Below are 16,488 nucleotides of genomic sequence, written 5' to 3' on the forward strand. Positions count from 1 at the left end.
AAAATGATTATTCTCCCTAAGCAGAAAATATCGGTATTTCCGATAATCCTTACTATAACCACATAAATTCATAGACGTAAAATCCTCGTCGCCGAGTTATTGCGCAGTTGAATCGGGAAAATCATTTTTTCTCGCCGAAATGCTACTCGCATAACGTTAAATCGATAAAAAAATATTATCCAACAATAGGCTATACCAAAGTCGAATTAGAGTACAAAATAGTCACGTCTGTTATTTTCCTCCTTTCTTCGTTGTGGTGAAACATGCCTCTGATGTCGCAAGCTCGGAGCTTGGGTAAATATTTTCTATTACTCGATAATATGCTGGTGGTTTTGGGATTCTTCGTTGTCTTTCCCCTTATTTCCATTCGTTTTGTCGACGATCTCGGCTGGGCCGCATTATTAGTCGGTATCGCATTGGGATTGCGCCAGTTTATTCAGCAAGGGCTCGGTATTTTCGGCGGGGCCATTGCTGACCGTTTTGGTGCCAAACCGATGATTATTACCGGGATGCTGCTGCGTGCCTCCGGTTTTGTGTTCATGGCGATTGCCGATGAGCCCTGGCTGCTCTGGTTGTCTTGTGCGCTATCCGGCCTTGGCGGCACGCTATTCGATCCGCCGCGTACTGCACTGGTCATCAAACTGGTTCGTCCGCAGGAACGTGGCCGTTTTTACTCTCTGTTAATGATGCAGGACAGTGCTGGTGCCGTTATCGGTGCCCTCATTGGTAGCTGGCTGCTCCAGTATGATTTCGAGATCGTCTGCTGGGCAGGCGCGGTCATCTTTGTGCTTGCTGCTGCACTCAATGCCTGGCTGTTGCCGGCCTATCGCATCTCGACGGTCAAGACGCCAATACTGGAAGGTCTGACGCGTGTCATTCGCGACCGCCGTTTCCTGATGTATGTGTTAACGCTGACGGGTTACTACATGCTGGCCGTGCAGGTTCTGTTGATGTTGCCCATTATGGTCAACGAAATCTCCGGAACGCCGTCTGCGGTGAAATGGATGTACGCCATTGAAGCGGGGCTGTCGCTAACGCTGCTGTACCCTATCGCCCGCTGGAGCGAGAAGCGCTTCCGATTGGAACAACGTCTGATGGCGGGGCTTTTCATTATGTCCGTCAGTATGTTCCCGATCGGGATGACAACAGAACTGCAAACCCTGCTGCTGCTGATCAGCCTGTTTTACGTAGGTTCGATTATTGCAGAACCTGCGCGTGAAACCTTGAGCGCTTCGCTGGCAGACTCCAGAGCCAGAGGCAGCTATATGGGTTTCAGTCGACTTGGATTGGCGCTCGGTGGCGCGATTGGTTACAGCGGCGGCGGCTGGCTATTCGATACCGGACACGCACTGAATCAACCGGAACTGCCGTGGTTCATGCTAGGCACTATCGGGTTCCTGACGTTAGCCGCACTCTATTGGCAGTTCAACCAACGCCGCATTGAGCCCGCGATGCTGGGTGGTCATTAGTCTGAATTTTACCGACGAGTTTGATCTCGTCGGTAAAGCCCTCCTATACTTTCCTAATACATTCAAACAATTGTTATCGTCGCGTGCCTTCTCGCACACTCGGCTTATTTTGTTTGATGATGGGTTACACGCTGGGCTGCCCTGCGGCCTTTGTCTACAACCTGTGATTTAGGAGACGACGTATGAAGCTCTACATTTACGATCACTGTCCCTACTGCGTTAAAGCGCGCATGATCTTTGGCCTGAAAAATCTCCCTGTCGAACTGCAAATACTGGCGAACGATGATGCTGCAACGCCAGAGAGATTGATCGGCCAGAAAATGGTGCCCATTCTGCAAAAAGACGATGGCAGCTACATGCCAGAAAGCATGGACATCGTTCATTACATCGATCATTACGACCGCAAACCGCTGCTGACTGGCTCAACCAATCCGGCCATCGCCGCCTGGCTGCGTAAAGTCACCGAGTATACGCCACGCCTGATTATTCCCCGCTTTGCTCAGGCAGCCTTTGAAGAATTTGCCTCTGCTTCCGCCCGGCAATACTTTGTTAATAAAAAGGAAGCCCAGCTAGGTAGCTTTGCAGACCACCGGAGTCATTCACAGGGGCTGATTAAGAAATTGAACAACGACTTACAGGATCTGGATCCGCTGATTGTTCAACCAAATGCCTGTAACGGCGTGCTATCAACGGACGATATCAACCTCTTCCCGTTGCTCCGCTCGTTGTCCATCGTTGCGGGTGTTACCCCTCCTTCCCGCGTTGCGGATTATCGGGACAACATGGCGAAACAGACTCAGGTAACACTACTCAGCAGTCTGGCAATCTAACCGTTTCGTTTTACTCCGCCGCTTCATTCTGAAGCGGCATCATCGGCCATTTCAGTGCTATCCTATTGTTTACCCTGCGCATCAGGCGCACGCTGCCCGTGCAGAATCGTGTTGCTTGTTCACATACAGAGATCGTTCATGTGAATAGACTACCGTAGGAATGAATTGTGCGCGTAAATAGCACCAAGAGGTCAGAATAATGAAAAAATCAGGATGGATGGCAGCGGCCGCAGTGCTGCTTGCTTTTACACTCAGCGGCTGTAATAAACTCACGCAATACACGCTCAGTGAGCAGGAAGTGAATGAGTACCTGCAAAAACACAACGATTATCAGAAACAGCTGGGTGTGCCTGGCGTGGTGGATGCCCATATCGTGTTGACCGAGCTATCCAGCCAGATTGGTCGGGCAGAACCGGGGAAAGTGACCCTGACGGGCAATGCGAAGGTCGATATTTCGTCCCTGTTGGGCAATCAGGCTGCCGACATGAAGCTTACGCTGAAAGCACAGCCGGTATTTGATAAAGCGCAGGGCGCGATTTACCTGAAAGACATGGAATTGGTTGATTACACCGTACAGCCGGAAAAAATGCAGACGGTAATGAAAACGCTAAGCCCGTATCTTAATCAATCGCTAAAAAGCTATTTTGACCAAAAGCCAGCTTACGTGCTGAATGCGGATAAGAGCACAACGGAGTCGATGGCGAAGAAGATGGCAAAAGGCATCGAAATCAAACCCGGCCAGATCGTTATCCTGTTTACTGACTAACGCTGACTCGCCGATAGCATACTCAATGTTTGCTATCGGCATCGTCGGTCTACCGTATCACTCTTCGACTTCAGACTCGTCGTCTTCTTCGCTTTCGCCCAGCTCATCCCGCATGGCTTCCAGCGCTTCGCGGCACACTATCGCCAGTGTGCGATAAAATGCGGTGGTGGCGTGGCTTTCCACCTTCCCGAGGAAACGATCGCTCCAGGGTAAGAGATATTCATCAAACAGGGTAATCTGTGCCGCCGTTTCGTCTTCTTGTGCCTGATCTTCCAGCCATGATGCGGCAAGCAACAAGCTACCAAAATGCCCAACCACACCACCGTCATTTAACGGCATGCCGCGCTGTTGCAAAAAGGTACGAATTTCCGCGTCATCAGCATCACTTTCATAGGACGAACGCAGCGGTGACACTGAGCCATTGTCACTATCGAACAGCGCCTGATAATCTGCCGCCATTGCGGGCAAATCTAGACCCTTTTGCAAACGCTCCAACAACGCATCCTGCTCTAACGGCCAGTGTTGCGCCAGTTTCCCTTCCTTAATCAGCGTGAATAGAGGCGTCAGTAAAGGATCCTGCGGCTGGCGATAAAACAGTGTGCCCAATAGGCGGCACACAATAGAAAACTCGTTCATTCATAATCCTGTTTATTTTTAAGTGACATTGCTTTAAGTGACAACGTCACAAATCAGCAAGTTCAGCGATAGCCGGCATTCCACGCTGTTCGAGGAAATCCAACACGCGCCGAGGGCTTACGTTTAATATCCGATCCTGCGGGAAATTCACTTCCTGCAAAATGCGTTCGCAGTGGGTAAAGTCTCCCAGAGAAAAGGCAATATGGGAATCGGAACCTAAAGAAAGTAACCCACCCGCGTCACGCACGGCTTCCGCGATCGCCCGACAGTTTGGTTCACTGCCTTGGCGTGAATGCATAAAAGAAGAGTTATTCAGCTCCAATGCCACGTTGTATTTCGCCGCGGCTTCCGCAATCGCGCGGATATCGACGGGAAATTTCGGGTTGCCAGGGTGGCTAATGATATGCGCGTCGCCACGTGCCATGGTCGCGATCATCGCCGTAGTATGCGTATCTTTATCCTGTGGTGGAAAAACTGGCTCATGGAAGCCCGCGATTATCACATCCACCTGATCCAACATGGGGCCGGTGCAGTCGATATCGCCTTCAATGTTTTTAATATTCGCTTCGATACCGCGCAGGATACCGACGCCATCAACCAAACGCGGCCACACGCGCATATTCATGAAGTGCCAGTAATGCGGCGCATCCGCCATATCCGGGCCATGATCGGTAATGGCGAACAGACGGATATTCTTCTGCTGTGCTTCAGCGATGTAATCATGCAGGGTGCTGTAAGCGTGCGTGCTAGCAACGGTGTGCATATGTAAATCGACGGGATACATAGGTTCTCCTGGGTCAACGTTTGCAAGTCAGCATACCATTTTCAGGGGTATTCCGCAGCCAGTGAGCGAAATTACAACGCATGATTAACACAAATGAAACATCAGCATTTTGCGTAACGGCGGGGAATGGATGAAGGCGAGCGCAAAAACGGTGAGCAAAGCAACAAATTGCGTTAACTTTAGCTAATTGCGCGCAGTGAATGCAGAAGTTTGTTGACGCTGTTCAGCAATTTACCTACATTAGCGCCGTCCGCTGATATACAAGACGGCGAGACCACGGTGAGGTGTCCGAGAGGCTGAAGGAGCACGCCTGGAAAGTGTGTATACGTGAAAACGTATCAAGGGTTCGAATCCCTTCCTCACCGCCATATATTAAGTAAAATCAATAAAATAAGAATTGCATTTGGTTTTGCCTACATAAAGTAAGACATAAAAAGTTCGCTTCGGCGGACTTTTTTGTTTGTGAAACCTCGTCTCTCTTCCATTAAGTTCACTTTTTCCTGCCCCACACCCAACAAACAGATAAAAACCTCGGTGTTCCCCTTGTTCTAACAGTCATATTATTTATTCTAAAAACACCATTTACTGCATTAACGCAAACTCTGCTCCAGCCAATGGGCCAGTTCCTGCAATTCGTTTTGCTGTTCGGGGAAAGCGGTAATCAGTGCCTGACACGCAGCCGCCAACGCTTCTGGACGATACGCCGTTCCCTGTAATGCGGAGGCGAGTGCTTCTAACGGCGCGGGATTCAGGCTATCGGTATAAATCTGGGCACGAACGATCACGCCGCGTTCCACATCGAAATGTAATTCAACGCCGCCCCAGATAAAGCGGTTATCCAGTAAATGCGAGAAATCCGGCGCCTGACCGAAGTTCCATTCCCAGCTACTTTGGCGCGCAAACTGTTCGCTGAATCCGGGTAGATCTGGGTGGGCAGATGGCGAGATCATTTCCGGCTCGCACTGTTCGCCAAAATAATCAAAGAAAGACTGCGTCACCGCCTGACAAATCACCTGATGATCGACAGAAGGCAGTAATTCCATCAGATTGGCAACGCGGGAACGCACGGACGTAATCCCTTTTGCCTGTAGTTTCTTAACATCCGGGTTCAAATAATCGGCTAAGCGGCTGAGATCTGCGTTCAGCAGTAGCGTACCGTGATGGAACCCGCGATCTTTGGTTTCGCGGTAGGCAGAACCGGACACCTTGCGCACGCCGTCCGCGGTTTCCACCACCAGATCGTTACGCCCCGAGGCGCTAGCCTTTAACCCAAGCGAACTGAGTGCATCCAGAACAATCTGCGTTGAGACGCTTTTATCGTATTCCGGTTTGCCCGCCATGAAGGTAAAGCAGGTATTGCCGAGATCGTGGAAGACCGCTCCACCACCGCTGCTGCGCCGCGCCAGCTTGATGCCATCTTCTTCCATCCGCCGCGTATTGCACTCTTTCCACGGATTCTGGGCGCGCCCAATGACTACAGTTTCCGCATTGCGCCATAAAAACAGTACCCGCTGCGTGGTAGGCATCTGACGAAAGATGCACTCCTCAACGGCCAGATTAAACCAGGGATCGTAAGAGTCGGAGATTAATAAACGCAGAGAGGACATGAGTGGATAGCTCCATGCTGTCAACAAAACAAAATAAGGAAGGAATCAGATGCGGCGGGCCTGCCAGTACGCCCGTTTCCAGTACACGTTATCCAGCGACGAGCGGATGACGCCCTGACTGGTGGAGGCATGAATAAACTGGTCGTCTTTGTCATAAATGCCGACGTGCAGCCCACTGCTACCGCTGCCCGTTTTGAAAAAGACCAAATCACCCGGTAACAAGTTATCGCGGTCAACGCGCTCGCCCAGTTCGGTTTGTTCTTCCGTGGTGCGCGGCAGTTGCATGCCAAACCTATCGCGAAATGTCAGGTAAACAAAGCCAGAACAATCGACGCCATTACGATCCAACCCGCCATAGCGATAAGGCGTTCTGTACCATTGCCCGAGTTGATCGTTTAGCTGCACCATCACCATGATCGAATCGCTCAGACGCGCATTCGGCGGCGGATTATTATGTCGACTACTGCTACAGCCGACCAAAATCAGGCTGGCGAGGATCAAAGCATGTCGTAAACGTATCATCGCGATTACCATAAAACCGCCGAGGCCATAGTCCTCTAGCGTTTGAAAATGCTAGGTATTGATTAATTTAGCGTTTAATCGGGGCCTCTGGCAAGTAAAGGCGATTTTTCCTATTTTCTAACGACGCCATCTCCTCGCGACAGCAGTCAGGCGCTGCGCGTGATGATCCAATTTCTGCCATCCACCACATGCCGCTGAAACGCGACCCCGAACACAGGAGACAGCACGTCCGGCAGCATGACATCCGCCGTTTCGCCCTGCGCCACCAGAGTCCCTGCCGACAGCAGCCACACGCGATCCGCATGGTGGGCGCTGTGGTTCAGATCGTGTGCGCAAACCACGACAGCAATCCCCAAACGACAGAGTTCACTCAGCAACGCATCCAGCGCCACCTGCTGCGCCACATCCAGACTGTTAGTTGGTTCATCCAGCAGCAGCAAACGCGCGTGCGGATTGATCGTCGGCCAAATCTGCAACAGCACCGCCACCAGCCGAACACGCTGCCACTCGCCTCCCGACAGCTGCGTGAGCGGGCGCGCCAGTTTGTCGGTTAACATCAGGCGTTCTGCCAGAAAATGCACCACCTTTTCGACCGCGTCTTCCTGAGCCAGCGGCGGTTGATGCCGTTGCCAATACTGGAATACCGGCATCAGCGCCAGCGGTGGTTGCTGCTGTGCCAGATAGGCGCGCCGCATGGCCAGATCCGCTGCCGTATACTGCGACAGCGGCATGCCGGCCAGACAGACATCACCTTCCCCCGCCAGTAAGCCAGCCGCTCTTGCCAGCAGGGTACTCTTTCCTGCGCCGTTCGGGCCGATAATGTGCAGCAATTCACCACGATGACACTCCGCATTCGTCGGCGACAAACGCGGCAAGGCGCTAGCCTGCAACAGCTGTAATACTGGGGAAGTCTGCTGCGTCAATTATTTTGCCAATGCCTCTTCGATCGCTTTCACGATGGTGTCATGGTCAGGTGCCATATCTGGCGCAAAGCGATCAATCACCTGCCCTTCGCGATCCACCAGGAATTTTTCGAAATTCCACAGGATGTCTTCTGGATTCTTGGGTTTACGGCCTTTATTGACTAAACGCGCAAAAAAGTCACTTTTCCAGGTTCCATTGGCTTCTGGTTGCTGGCGAATCAATAACTGGTACAGCGGGTGACGGTTCTCGCCATTTACTTCAATTTTGCTGAACATCGGGAACTGAACACCAAACGTCCCACAGCAGAATTCCTGAATTTCTTCTTCCGAGCCCGGTTCCTGCCCTGCAAATTCATTGGAGGGGAATCCCAGCACGACCAGACCTTTGTCGCGATAGGTTTCGTAGAGTTTTTCCAACGCGTCGTATTGTTTAGTCAGGCCGCATTGAGAGGCGACATTGACGACTAAAGCCACCTGCCCTTTAAACGCTTCAAACGTTGTCGCTTTCCCGTCGATGGTGGTCAGCGGAATAGTATAGATTTCAGTGCTCATCGTTTTGCTCCCTTCAGTGATCAACAAGAGTGGATAGAACAAGACATCTCGCTACAGTCGATTGCGTAATAGTAGCCAGATAAACCACGGCGATCCCAGCGTAGCGGTAACCACGCCTATCGGCAACTCGGCTGAACTTAGCGCAACACGCGCGACCGTATCCGCCAGTAGCAGCACGCTGCCGCCAGCCAATGCACATCCGGTCAATAAATAACGCTGATCCGTCAGCCCGCACAGCCGTAACATGTGTGGGATCACCAGGCCAATAAACGCGATGATACCGGCCAGCGCCACGCTCAGGCCGACCTGCACGCCCATCACCAACACGAGAATGGTGCGCCAGCGATAGACTGGGATACCTAACTGGCGCGCCTGAATCTCACCCAGCGTCAGCCCATTTAACACCGCCCCCTGACGACTCAACCACAGCAACAGCGGCAAGAGTGCCAACATCAACCAGCCGTGTCGCCAGTCAATACCGCTGAAGCCGCCCATCATCCAATACATCAGTTGGCGTAAATCGAGGCTGGTACTGAAATAGACGGCCCAGGTCATCACCGCGCTACAGATAATCCCGAGCGCAATACCGATGAGTAATAAACGGGTATTGGAGATATGCCGACGGGCAAAATGGAGTAACAGAAAGGTAATAAGCAGCGCGCCAGCAATCGCGCTCAGGCTTAACATCCAGACGGGCAGTAATCCCTGCCCCAGCAGAACCGTCAGCACTAAGGCCACACCTGCGCCGTTCGCCACGCCCAGCAGCCCCGGCTCCGCCAGCGGATTATCAAAGACAGCCTGCATCACAGTGCCCGACATCGCCAGACTGGCCCCCACCAGCATCACGGCCAGCGTTCTGGGCAAACGCAGTTGCCAGACAAAGAGTTGCTGAGCGTCATCCAGCCAGGCCGTCGGCCAAATCCAGAGATCCCCGGCGCACAGGCTTACGACCAGCGTGAGTGCGAGAAACGCCAACAGCAGTGCCAGACTCCGACGATCGCGTCTGCACTGCTGTTGTTTTAGCTGGCTGTAATGGAGTAACGGCATAGCGTGCTTCAGCGGGATATCGCCCAGCGGTAATTAAGTATTGTCATGTATGTTAAACGATTTCGCTTACCTTACACGCATTTTCCTTATTACCGCAGCACGGTCAAAACGCCGTAGTGCCGCATACCGCTCTTATTTGGTACTGCATACCGCAATATAGTTAAGCTGGTTCCGATTGCGGCGGAAGGTATGAAACATGTTGAAGAACATGCCGCGGTTTTCTTTCTTCAGCGCATTTTTTACGATACGCGCCGCACCCACTAGCCCTTCATCATAAATCAGCCCCTGTGGCGTCAGCAGCGTCATTGCGCCGTTATCGTAGCTGACCTTGCTAAAACCACACTCCTGAAACAACGTCACCCAGCGCTCACGCAGCATCGGCTGGGCATGCACGTTGATCGCTTTATGCATCTGTTCCACCGCCTGCAATGCCCCAGTATCTTTCTCGGAAAGTAGCATGATATCGTGCGTAATCAGGCGACCACCGGGTTTCAGCACGCGATAGTATTCGGCAATAATGCGGCTCTTGGCTTTGTCGGCATACATCGTCAGCATGGCTTCATTAATCACTACGTCAAAGTGATTATCGGGGAACGGCAGTTCCAGCGCATTTGCCTGCATAATCGTGACCTGCGAGGCTAAACCGTTCGCTGCCACATTTTCTTGCGCCTTCTGTAGCGCGACTTTATCCATATCCGCGCCGATAACCTGACAGCCAAATCGACGCGCAATCTCCATCGCCGTGGTGCCCATATTGCAGGCGACTTCTAATACTACGCTGTCCTGTCGGAACCCAGCCTGACTGAGCAGCCACTCGGTTGCCTTTCTGCCGCCGGGACGCAGACGCGTTTTCCCCAATCGGGCTAAAAATTTATGTCCAGCTTCATGATCGCTCATACCCTGTCCCCTCCAATTCAGCGCGCCGTGATTTTGCTTGCCGAATTCATGCAAGTGATTATTATTTTCATTTACTAACTTGATGGTAATACCAGCCTCTGGGAGGGCAAATGACATTTGTCAAAAAAGTGCTATCGCCCGATGAATACGGCGAGGTGCTGTTTCAGCATGATTGGATGCACGGTGAACCCAGCGACGTGGTGTGTGAGCTACTGGCAAAAAGCGAGCGTCTATTTTTCCGGCAGGATGACATTCTGTTTCGCGAAGGCGACAAAATGCAGCACTGTTTGCTGGTTGAAACAGGAAAATTGCAGGCCTTTCGCCATACCTATGGCGGCGATGAGAAGATTTTCGGGCAGTTTGAGCGCGGAGAATTTGTCGCTATTGCCGCTGTATTTATGGATCACGGTCGCTTCCCGATGAATATTCGCGCGCAGAGCGATGGCCACACGCTGATGATCCCACGGCAGGATATTCACCAGTTTTGCTTGCAGCGCCCAGAGCTGGCACTGCGTTTGCTCAACTATCTGGGCAAGAAACTCTACTCGACGATCAACCAAATCGACTGGCTGACCTCCAGCTCCGCGCCACAGCGTCTGGCAGATTATCTGCTGCGGCAGCACCACATTCAGCAAACTCAGCATCTGACATTACCAGTGAGCCGAGGCCAGCTTGCGACGTCATTAGGAATGCGCAGTGAAACGCTAAGCAGACTAATGTCAGACTGGAAGCGGCAAGGTCACATTACCTATCGGGGTCATCAAGTGGAATTGTGCGATCTGAATTATCTAAAAGAACTGGCTGCCGAAGCCCGGCGGACATTCTGATCGATCTAAGCCTTTGTCGATTCAGGCATGGCAAGCGGATAGAAAAACGGTAGTTATTATACTCTAAATAATTCAAGTTTCAGGAAGGCGGCAAGGGAAAGAATCCCGATGAGCTTACTCAAGTAAGTGATTCGGGTGAGTGAACGCGGCCAACGCACATGCAACTTGAAGTATGACGAGTATATATTTTTTGACAATTGTCATTCCCGCATAGTCGGATTATCAACTACGCTTAGCTGACATTAGTGAGAATAACTCTCATTAACACATTTGTCTTTCATAAGACATCGTGAGGGTAACGCTATGCTGGGCTTTTTCCGACGAACCTTATCATTTCATGGAGCACGGCCACCGCATCCGCAAGCGGACTCGCCGACAGAAACCGTTTCGCATACTCACTGTAGCGAGAGTGAATATTGTTTCTTTAACCACGCCGCGATGTTGCCCTTCGATCAGCTTGATGAATGTTGCTGCGGCAACGATCGGCAAGAGAAAACGCCATCCTCACACGATTCATGACGCTTTCTCTTTTTGCGGATGCTTAAAATTTTTTGTGGGCACTTAAAACTTAATGCTTTGACCGCGCGTCAGCCAGGCCGCGACAAACTCGGGTACGACGGTGCTGGCGGGGCCATACATTTTTTCATCAAACTGGCTTTCTACCTGACTCGGCTCCAGATTCAGTTCCAGCGTGTAGGCACCGTGCGAATGAGCCTCATGGACAAAACCAGCGGCGGGATAGACATGCCCCGACGTGCCAATCGCAATAAAGTAATCGGCCTGCGACAGCGCATGGTAAATCTTGTCCATGTACAGCGGCATTTCACCAAACCACACCACATGTGGGCGTAGCGGCGCGGGAAATTGACAGCAGTGGCAGCGTTCACCGACAGCGAGATCGTCAGGCCACTCAAAAATCTGCCCACTTTGGCTACAGCGGATTTTCAGTAGCTCGCCGTGCATATGAATGACGCGCTTGCTGCCAGCACGTTCATGCAGGTTATCGATGTTTTGTGTAATCAGCAGGAAATTGTCTTCCAACATCGCTTCCAGATTCGCCAACGCCAGATGTGCGGCGTTGGGTACAATTTCCGGCTGCTGTAGCTGACGACGGCGGGCGTTATAAAATTCCTGCACCAGCTCGGGGTTACGCTGAAAGCCTTCGGGCGTCGCAACATCCTCAACGCGGTGCTCTTCCCACAGGCCATCGGCCGCGCGAAAGGTACGGATACCCGACTCTGCTGAAATACCTGCGCCCGTCAGTACCACCACGCGCGGTTTTTTCACTTCGCTTGCAGCCAGATAATCACGATGGAAAATACGCGCACGAAGACGCTGTTGCCGCATCCGCTTTCCCTTATGAAATCGCCCTAATCGTTGACGCGTATACATACTTTCTCCAGCTAGTTATCCATTAAGTGTAGCAACGCCGCACCACGTACGCCGCCCGCATCGCCATGACGCGCTTTCTCTATACGTGGCAGTTTCGCAATCGGTAAAAGTCGTGACGGAAGGCGCGTCGGCAGAATTTGATAAATTTCATCAAAATTCGACAGGCCGCCGCCCAACACCAGCAGGTGTGGATCGAACAGGGTCAGTAGATTGCCCAAACAGGCCGCCAACAAATCCATAAAGCGATCGACAAACTCCTGCGCTTTTTCTTCTCCGCCACGATAGTGCCGGATAATCGTCACGGCAGGCAGCGCTTCACCATACAGATGCTCGTACAGCCATTCAAAACCACGGCCGGAAATATAATTCTCGATACAGCCGGATTGACCGCAGCCGCACTTCACGCGGGGAATATCCACGCCGATGATATCCAGCGCGTCGGACGGCAGGCGGAGATGACCAAACTCCCCCGCGATGCCGTTGCGTCCGTCGACCGGACGTCCGTTAATCACCAGACCACCGCCCAGCCCTGTACCTAAAATCATACCCAGTACAACAGGATACGAGCGAAACTCTGCGTCCCAGGCTTCCGACAGCACAAAGCAGTTGGCGTCGTTGCTGATGCGAACATCCCGTTGTAAACGCTGTGACAAATCTACACGTAGCGGTTTTCCCATCGTCGCAGGCAGGTTAGCGGTAAATAGCCCCCCATCGTCCCCTGTCTGCACGCCCGGTACACCGATACCGACATTTCCCTGAACCCCTGCTTGTGCGTCGGCTTCATGCACCAGATCGACCAGCGTCGCGAGCAGACCATCATAACTATTGCGCGGGGTCGGCACCCGTTTTTGCCACACCTTGTTCAACTGCGCGTCGAACACGCCCAGCTCAATTTTCGTGCCGCCCATGTCAAAACCGTAGTACATGACCGCTCCTTAGGGTGTGAGAGCTTTTCCACACGATAGGGAATATCCCCGTCATCTCTCAATCCGCATGTACGTTGGCTTCTCTTACTCGCCAATCACTTACTGTCCGCTCAACACGCGGGCGGGGTCAATCCGGCTGGCGCGCCGCGCCGGATACCAGCTGGCAATCAGGCTCAGCACCAGCGACGTCCCTAATACAACAAAGACATCCATCATATGCAGTTCCGACGGCAGGAAATCGATAAAATAGATGTCGCCGGACAGCAGCTTATGGCCGATGATGGACTCAATGCCGCGAATAATCGGCGTCAGTTGCAGGGTCGCGATCACACCAATCACAGCGCCTATTAGGCTACCCAGCAGCCCGGCTAATAAACCGTACCAAATAAAGATAGCCCGAATCAGCCCGTCTGGTGCACCCAGCGTACGCAAGACCGCGATATCGCTGCTTTTGTCTTTCACCGCCATCACCAGCGTCGAAACAATATTAAAACAGGCCACGCCAATCACCAGAACCATCGCCAGATACATGATAGTTCTCACCATCTGGATGTCCCGGTACATATAACCATAGGTGCCAATCCAACTGCGAATAGTGACATAAGATTTCGTGGCCATCCCCGCATCACGCACCAGTTTATTGGCGGAAAAGACATCTTTAGCCTTGATAGCGATCCCCGTTACGCTCTGTCCCATATCCAGATACTGCTGGGCATCAGCAAGCGGAATCAGCGCCAGGCTGTGATCGAGCTGGCCACTCAGCTGTAAAATACCGCTAACGTGCAGCCGGATACGTTTAGGCTGCATCAGCTTCATTTCCGGGTCGCTGTTCGGGATCATCACCGTAACCCAGTCACCTTCAGCCACATTCAGCGCTTTCGCCACGCCCTGACCGATAATGACCTGCTGCTCGCCTGCACGAAACCGCTGCCAGGCACCGTTTATCACATAATTGGGCAGCGCACTAAGGCGTGTTTCCTGCTGCGGATCGACGCCTTTTACCTGAATCGCCTGAAGCTTGGCACCGTTTTCCAGCAGCCCGGTGAAATTGATATAAGGCGCAGCGGCGGCAACGCCGGGAACCTGTTCGATTTTCGGCAAGATATCCTGCCAGCCGTCAAAAGGCTGATTGACCGGTGCGATCTCACCATGCGGCACCACGGCCAGAATGCGGTTGTTCAGTTCGCGTTCAAAGCCATTCATCGCGCTCAGGCCGAGAATCAACACTGCCACACCGAGGGCAATCCCGAGCGTTGAAATGACCGAAATCAGCGAAACCATGCCGCCACGCCGACGGCCACGGCTAAAGCGCAGGCCAATCTGCAACGAGAGCGGAGGAAATATCATTGCCGCGCTCCCATCAGGGTCAGTTCCTGCTGCAACTGACCGTCGCGCATTTCCAATTGGCGGTTCAGCCGGCTGGCGAGTTGCAAATCGTGCGTCACCACCAGAAAGGCGGTGCCCTGCCGGACGTTCAGTTCCCCCAACAGTTCAAAAATGGTATCCGCCGTGCGCTGATCGAGATTACCAGTCGGTTCGTCCGCCAGCACTAACGAGGGGCTGTTAACCAGCGCTCTGGCAATCGCGACACGCTGCCGTTCACCGCCGGACAGTTCCGATGAACGGTGGTGGCTGCGTGCTTCCAGCCCAACCGCTGCCAGCATTTCTCGTGCTTTATCCTGTGCCTGCGCGGTTGGCACTTTGCCAATCAGCAGTGGCATTGCCACATTTTCCAGCGCGGTAAAATCCGGCAGCAGGTGGTGAAATTGATAAATAAAACCCAACTCACGATTGCGTAAATCGGCTTTTGCCGCCGCCGAGAGCGTATTGAGCGGCTGGCCTTTGAAAATCACTTCGCCTGACGTTGGCGTATCCAGCCCACCCAGCATATGCAACAGCGTACTTTTGCCCGAGCCCGAACTCCCGACTATCGCCATCATCTCCCCGCAGCTCATCTCAAAAGAGACATCGCGCAACACGTCGGTAGACAGGTTGCCGTCCTGATAGCGCTTGGACAGGTTATTACACTGCAATAACGGTAAATCACTCATAACGTAAAGCCTCAGCGGGTTGAACGGCGGCAGCGCGCCATGACGGGTAAAGTGTCGATAAGAGGGCAATCACCATTGCGGCAACGGCAATCGTCACCACCTGAACGGGGTCGATTGCTACTGGTAACGCAGCGCCATCCAGCAATACGCCCAGTATTGGCATCAGCGTATTCAGTTGGCTGGCTAACAGCGCCCCCAGCAATGCTCCTAACAACGCGCCAATCACGCCAGCACTCCCCCCTTGCACCATAAACACCGCCATAATCTGACGTTGAGTCAGCCCCTGCGTTTGCAGAATGGCAACCTCACCCTGTTTTTCCATCACCAGTAAACCCAGCGAGGTAATAATATTGAACGCCGCCACGGCCACGATCAGGCTGAGCAACAGCCCCATCATATTTTTCTCCATGCGTACGGCCTGAAATAGCTCGCCTTTACGTTCGCGCCAGTCTTTCCAGACCGTGCCTTCCGGCAACGTTTGCGTGCTCAGCGTATCAACTGACAGCGGTTTTTCCAGCCATAAACGCCAGCCGGTAATATGGTTCGCCGGATAGCGCATCAAACGAGACGCATCCTGCTGATTAACCAACAGTTGGTAGCCATCGACCTCGCTGTTGGCGGCAAAGGTTCCGGCAACGGTAAAAATACGCTGGCTGGGAATACGTCCCATCGGCGTGAGTTGACTGGCGCTCGTTACCATCATACGAACCTGATCGCCTGCTTTAACACCTAACTGTTCAGCCAGTTTTTCGCCCAGAATGGCCTGATACTGGCCAGATTGAAGCTGCTGCTGTTTGACGTTGACCAGATAGCGTGACAGCGGCTCCTTCTCATCAGGGTCAATCCCTAACATGACGCCAACGGCGACGCTGCGAGCGCTTTGCAGCACGACATCACCCGTCGTCAGCGGTGCAACGCGCGTCACACTCTCCAGCGAGTCTAAGGAGGAAGCAGGAATCAACGCCGGGTTCAGCGAACCTTGCGGCGTCGAGATCACCACCTGAGGCATCACGCCCAGAATATTGCCTTCCAGTTCGCGCTCGAAGCCATTCATGACAGAAAGCACGGTGACCAGCGCCATCACGCCCAGCGTGATGCCAATCGCGGATAACCAGGAGACAAACCGGCCAAAGCGGTCTGATGCGCGTCCGCGCATATAGCGCAGGCCAATAAATAAAGCGACAGGTTGATACATGAAATCCGTCTGGATAAGGTTGCCAAAGCAAAGTGATCAAGGATAATAAAGGGTAGTACTGTTT

General features: G+C 52.7%; 17 protein-coding genes and 1 tRNA gene. 5 read left to right on the forward strand and 13 right to left on the reverse strand.

What is annotated here, in order from left to right; all coding sequences use genetic code 11:
* Nucleotides 1–263: 263 nt before the first annotated feature.
* From mdtH to JFY74_12275, 3 genes are all read left to right on the forward strand, one after another.
* Entirely contained in the window at nucleotides 264–1,469 is a 1,206-nt protein-coding gene (gene mdtH / locus JFY74_12265) for a multidrug efflux MFS transporter MdtH (protein ID QQG26911.1), read from the forward strand.
* A gap of 182 nt (nucleotides 1,470–1,651) precedes the next feature.
* Entirely contained in the window at nucleotides 1,652–2,299 is a 648-nt protein-coding gene (gene grxB, locus JFY74_12270) for a glutaredoxin 2 (GenBank protein ID QQG26912.1), read from the forward strand.
* 199 nt (nucleotides 2,300–2,498) lie between these two features.
* Entirely contained in the window at nucleotides 2,499–3,065 is a 567-nt protein-coding gene (locus JFY74_12275; GenBank protein QQG26913.1) for a lipoprotein, read from the forward strand.
* A gap of 57 nt (nucleotides 3,066–3,122) precedes the next feature.
* On the opposite strand, the gene JFY74_12280 is transcribed toward JFY74_12275, so the two are convergent.
* Both JFY74_12280 and JFY74_12285 read right to left on the reverse strand, forming a co-directional pair.
* Entirely contained in the window at nucleotides 3,123–3,701 is a 579-nt protein-coding gene (locus JFY74_12280; protein ID QQG26914.1) for a molecular chaperone, read from the reverse strand.
* 46 nt (nucleotides 3,702–3,747) lie between these two features.
* The gene (locus JFY74_12285) at nucleotides 3,748–4,485 is read right to left on the reverse strand and encodes a phosphatase (protein ID QQG26915.1); all 738 of its coding nucleotides are present in this window, start codon (nucleotides 4,483–4,485) and stop codon (nucleotides 3,748–3,750) included.
* A gap of 278 nt (nucleotides 4,486–4,763) precedes the next feature.
* Here JFY74_12285 and JFY74_12290 point away from each other — a divergent pair.
* Nucleotides 4,764–4,853, forward strand: a tRNA-Ser gene (locus JFY74_12290).
* A gap of 222 nt (nucleotides 4,854–5,075) precedes the next feature.
* On the opposite strand, the gene JFY74_12295 is transcribed toward JFY74_12290, so the two are convergent.
* The 6 genes from JFY74_12295 to JFY74_12320 all read right to left on the reverse strand — a co-directional run bounded on the left by JFY74_12295 (nucleotide 5,076) and on the right by JFY74_12320 (nucleotide 10,033).
* Complete coding sequence (locus JFY74_12295; protein ID QQG26916.1) at nucleotides 5,076–6,092, reverse strand: lipoate--protein ligase A; 1,017 nt, start codon at nucleotides 6,090–6,092, stop codon at nucleotides 5,076–5,078.
* A gap of 45 nt (nucleotides 6,093–6,137) precedes the next feature.
* Nucleotides 6,138–6,611 (reverse strand): C40 family peptidase, encoded by a 474-nt coding sequence (locus JFY74_12300; protein QQG30532.1) that lies wholly within the window; start codon nucleotides 6,609–6,611, stop codon nucleotides 6,138–6,140.
* 149 nt (nucleotides 6,612–6,760) lie between these two features.
* Complete coding sequence (gene btuD / locus JFY74_12305) at nucleotides 6,761–7,537, reverse strand: vitamin B12 ABC transporter ATP-binding protein BtuD (GenBank protein ID QQG26917.1); 777 nt, start codon at nucleotides 7,535–7,537, stop codon at nucleotides 6,761–6,763.
* Nucleotides 7,538–8,089, reverse strand: coding sequence for a glutathione peroxidase (locus tag JFY74_12310; protein ID QQG26918.1), 552 nt, complete (start codon nucleotides 8,087–8,089; stop codon nucleotides 7,538–7,540).
* 51 nt (nucleotides 8,090–8,140) lie between these two features.
* Complete coding sequence (gene btuC, locus JFY74_12315; GenBank protein QQG26919.1) at nucleotides 8,141–9,136, reverse strand: vitamin B12 ABC transporter permease BtuC; 996 nt, start codon at nucleotides 9,134–9,136, stop codon at nucleotides 8,141–8,143.
* A gap of 132 nt (nucleotides 9,137–9,268) precedes the next feature.
* On the reverse strand, nucleotides 9,269–10,033 hold the full coding sequence (locus JFY74_12320; protein QQG26920.1) for a methyltransferase domain-containing protein: 765 nt from the start codon (nucleotides 10,031–10,033) through the stop codon (nucleotides 9,269–9,271).
* A gap of 110 nt (nucleotides 10,034–10,143) precedes the next feature.
* Here JFY74_12320 and JFY74_12325 point away from each other — a divergent pair, with 110 nt between their 5' ends.
* Nucleotides 10,144–10,860 (forward strand): Crp/Fnr family transcriptional regulator, encoded by a 717-nt coding sequence (locus tag JFY74_12325; GenBank protein ID QQG26921.1) that lies wholly within the window; start codon nucleotides 10,144–10,146, stop codon nucleotides 10,858–10,860.
* A gap of 561 nt (nucleotides 10,861–11,421) precedes the next feature.
* Here the strand turns inward: JFY74_12325 and cobB are convergent.
* The 5 genes from cobB to lolC all read right to left on the reverse strand — a co-directional run bounded on the left by cobB (nucleotide 11,422) and on the right by lolC (nucleotide 16,424).
* Nucleotides 11,422–12,252 carry an NAD-dependent protein deacylase gene (gene cobB / locus JFY74_12330; protein QQG26922.1) on the reverse strand — a complete coding sequence of 277 codons (831 nt, stop codon included), beginning with the start codon at nucleotides 12,250–12,252 and terminating at the stop codon, nucleotides 11,422–11,424.
* Nucleotides 12,253–12,263: 11 nt separating this feature from the next.
* A complete protein-coding gene (gene nagK, locus JFY74_12335) occupies nucleotides 12,264–13,178 on the reverse strand; it encodes an N-acetylglucosamine kinase (GenBank protein ID QQG26923.1) in 915 nt (304 codons plus the stop codon).
* 99 nt (nucleotides 13,179–13,277) lie between these two features.
* A complete protein-coding gene (gene lolE, locus JFY74_12340) occupies nucleotides 13,278–14,522 on the reverse strand; it encodes a lipoprotein-releasing ABC transporter permease subunit LolE (GenBank protein ID QQG30533.1) in 1,245 nt (414 codons plus the stop codon).
* Nucleotides 14,522–15,229, reverse strand: a complete 708-nt coding sequence (gene lolD, locus JFY74_12345) for a lipoprotein-releasing ABC transporter ATP-binding protein LolD (GenBank protein ID QQG26924.1) — start codon at nucleotides 15,227–15,229, stop codon at nucleotides 14,522–14,524. Before lolD ends, lolE begins: the two co-directional genes overlap by 1 nt.
* Entirely contained in the window at nucleotides 15,222–16,424 is a 1,203-nt protein-coding gene (gene lolC, locus JFY74_12350) for a lipoprotein-releasing ABC transporter permease subunit LolC (GenBank protein QQG26925.1), read from the reverse strand. Before lolC ends, lolD begins: the two co-directional genes overlap by 8 nt.
* Nucleotides 16,425–16,488 lie beyond the last annotated feature (64 nt).

The sequence above is a fragment of the Pectobacterium carotovorum genome (assembly GCA_016415585.1).
Lineage (GTDB): Bacteria > Pseudomonadota > Gammaproteobacteria > Enterobacterales > Enterobacteriaceae > Pectobacterium > Pectobacterium carotovorum_K.

Coding starts and splice junctions, on each gene's coding strand:
- JFY74_12310 (QQG26918.1), bottom strand. CDS start 8,089: ATGAGCACTGAAATCTATACTATTCCGCTGACCACCATCGACGGGAAA.
- JFY74_12295 (QQG26916.1), bottom strand. CDS start 6,092: ATGTCCTCTCTGCGTTTATTAATCTCCGACTCTTACGATCCCTGGTTT.
- lolD (QQG26924.1), bottom strand. CDS start 15,229: ATGAGTGATTTACCGTTATTGCAGTGTAATAACCTGTCCAAGCGCTAT.
- lolC (QQG26925.1), bottom strand. CDS start 16,424: ATGTATCAACCTGTCGCTTTATTTATTGGCCTGCGCTATATGCGCGGA.
- nagK (QQG26923.1), bottom strand. CDS start 13,178: ATGTACTACGGTTTTGACATGGGCGGCACGAAAATTGAGCTGGGCGTG.
- JFY74_12320 (QQG26920.1), bottom strand. CDS start 10,033: ATGAGCGATCATGAAGCTGGACATAAATTTTTAGCCCGATTGGGGAAA.
- JFY74_12280 (QQG26914.1), bottom strand. CDS start 3,701: ATGAACGAGTTTTCTATTGTGTGCCGCCTATTGGGCACACTGTTTTAT.
- mdtH (QQG26911.1), top strand. CDS start 264: ATGCCTCTGATGTCGCAAGCTCGGAGCTTGGGTAAATATTTTCTATTA.
- grxB (QQG26912.1), top strand. CDS start 1,652: ATGAAGCTCTACATTTACGATCACTGTCCCTACTGCGTTAAAGCGCGC.
- JFY74_12285 (QQG26915.1), bottom strand. CDS start 4,485: ATGTATCCCGTCGATTTACATATGCACACCGTTGCTAGCACGCACGCT.
- JFY74_12275 (QQG26913.1), top strand. CDS start 2,499: ATGAAAAAATCAGGATGGATGGCAGCGGCCGCAGTGCTGCTTGCTTTT.
- btuC (QQG26919.1), bottom strand. CDS start 9,136: ATGCCGTTACTCCATTACAGCCAGCTAAAACAACAGCAGTGCAGACGC.
- cobB (QQG26922.1), bottom strand. CDS start 12,252: ATGTATACGCGTCAACGATTAGGGCGATTTCATAAGGGAAAGCGGATG.
- JFY74_12325 (QQG26921.1), top strand. CDS start 10,144: ATGACATTTGTCAAAAAAGTGCTATCGCCCGATGAATACGGCGAGGTG.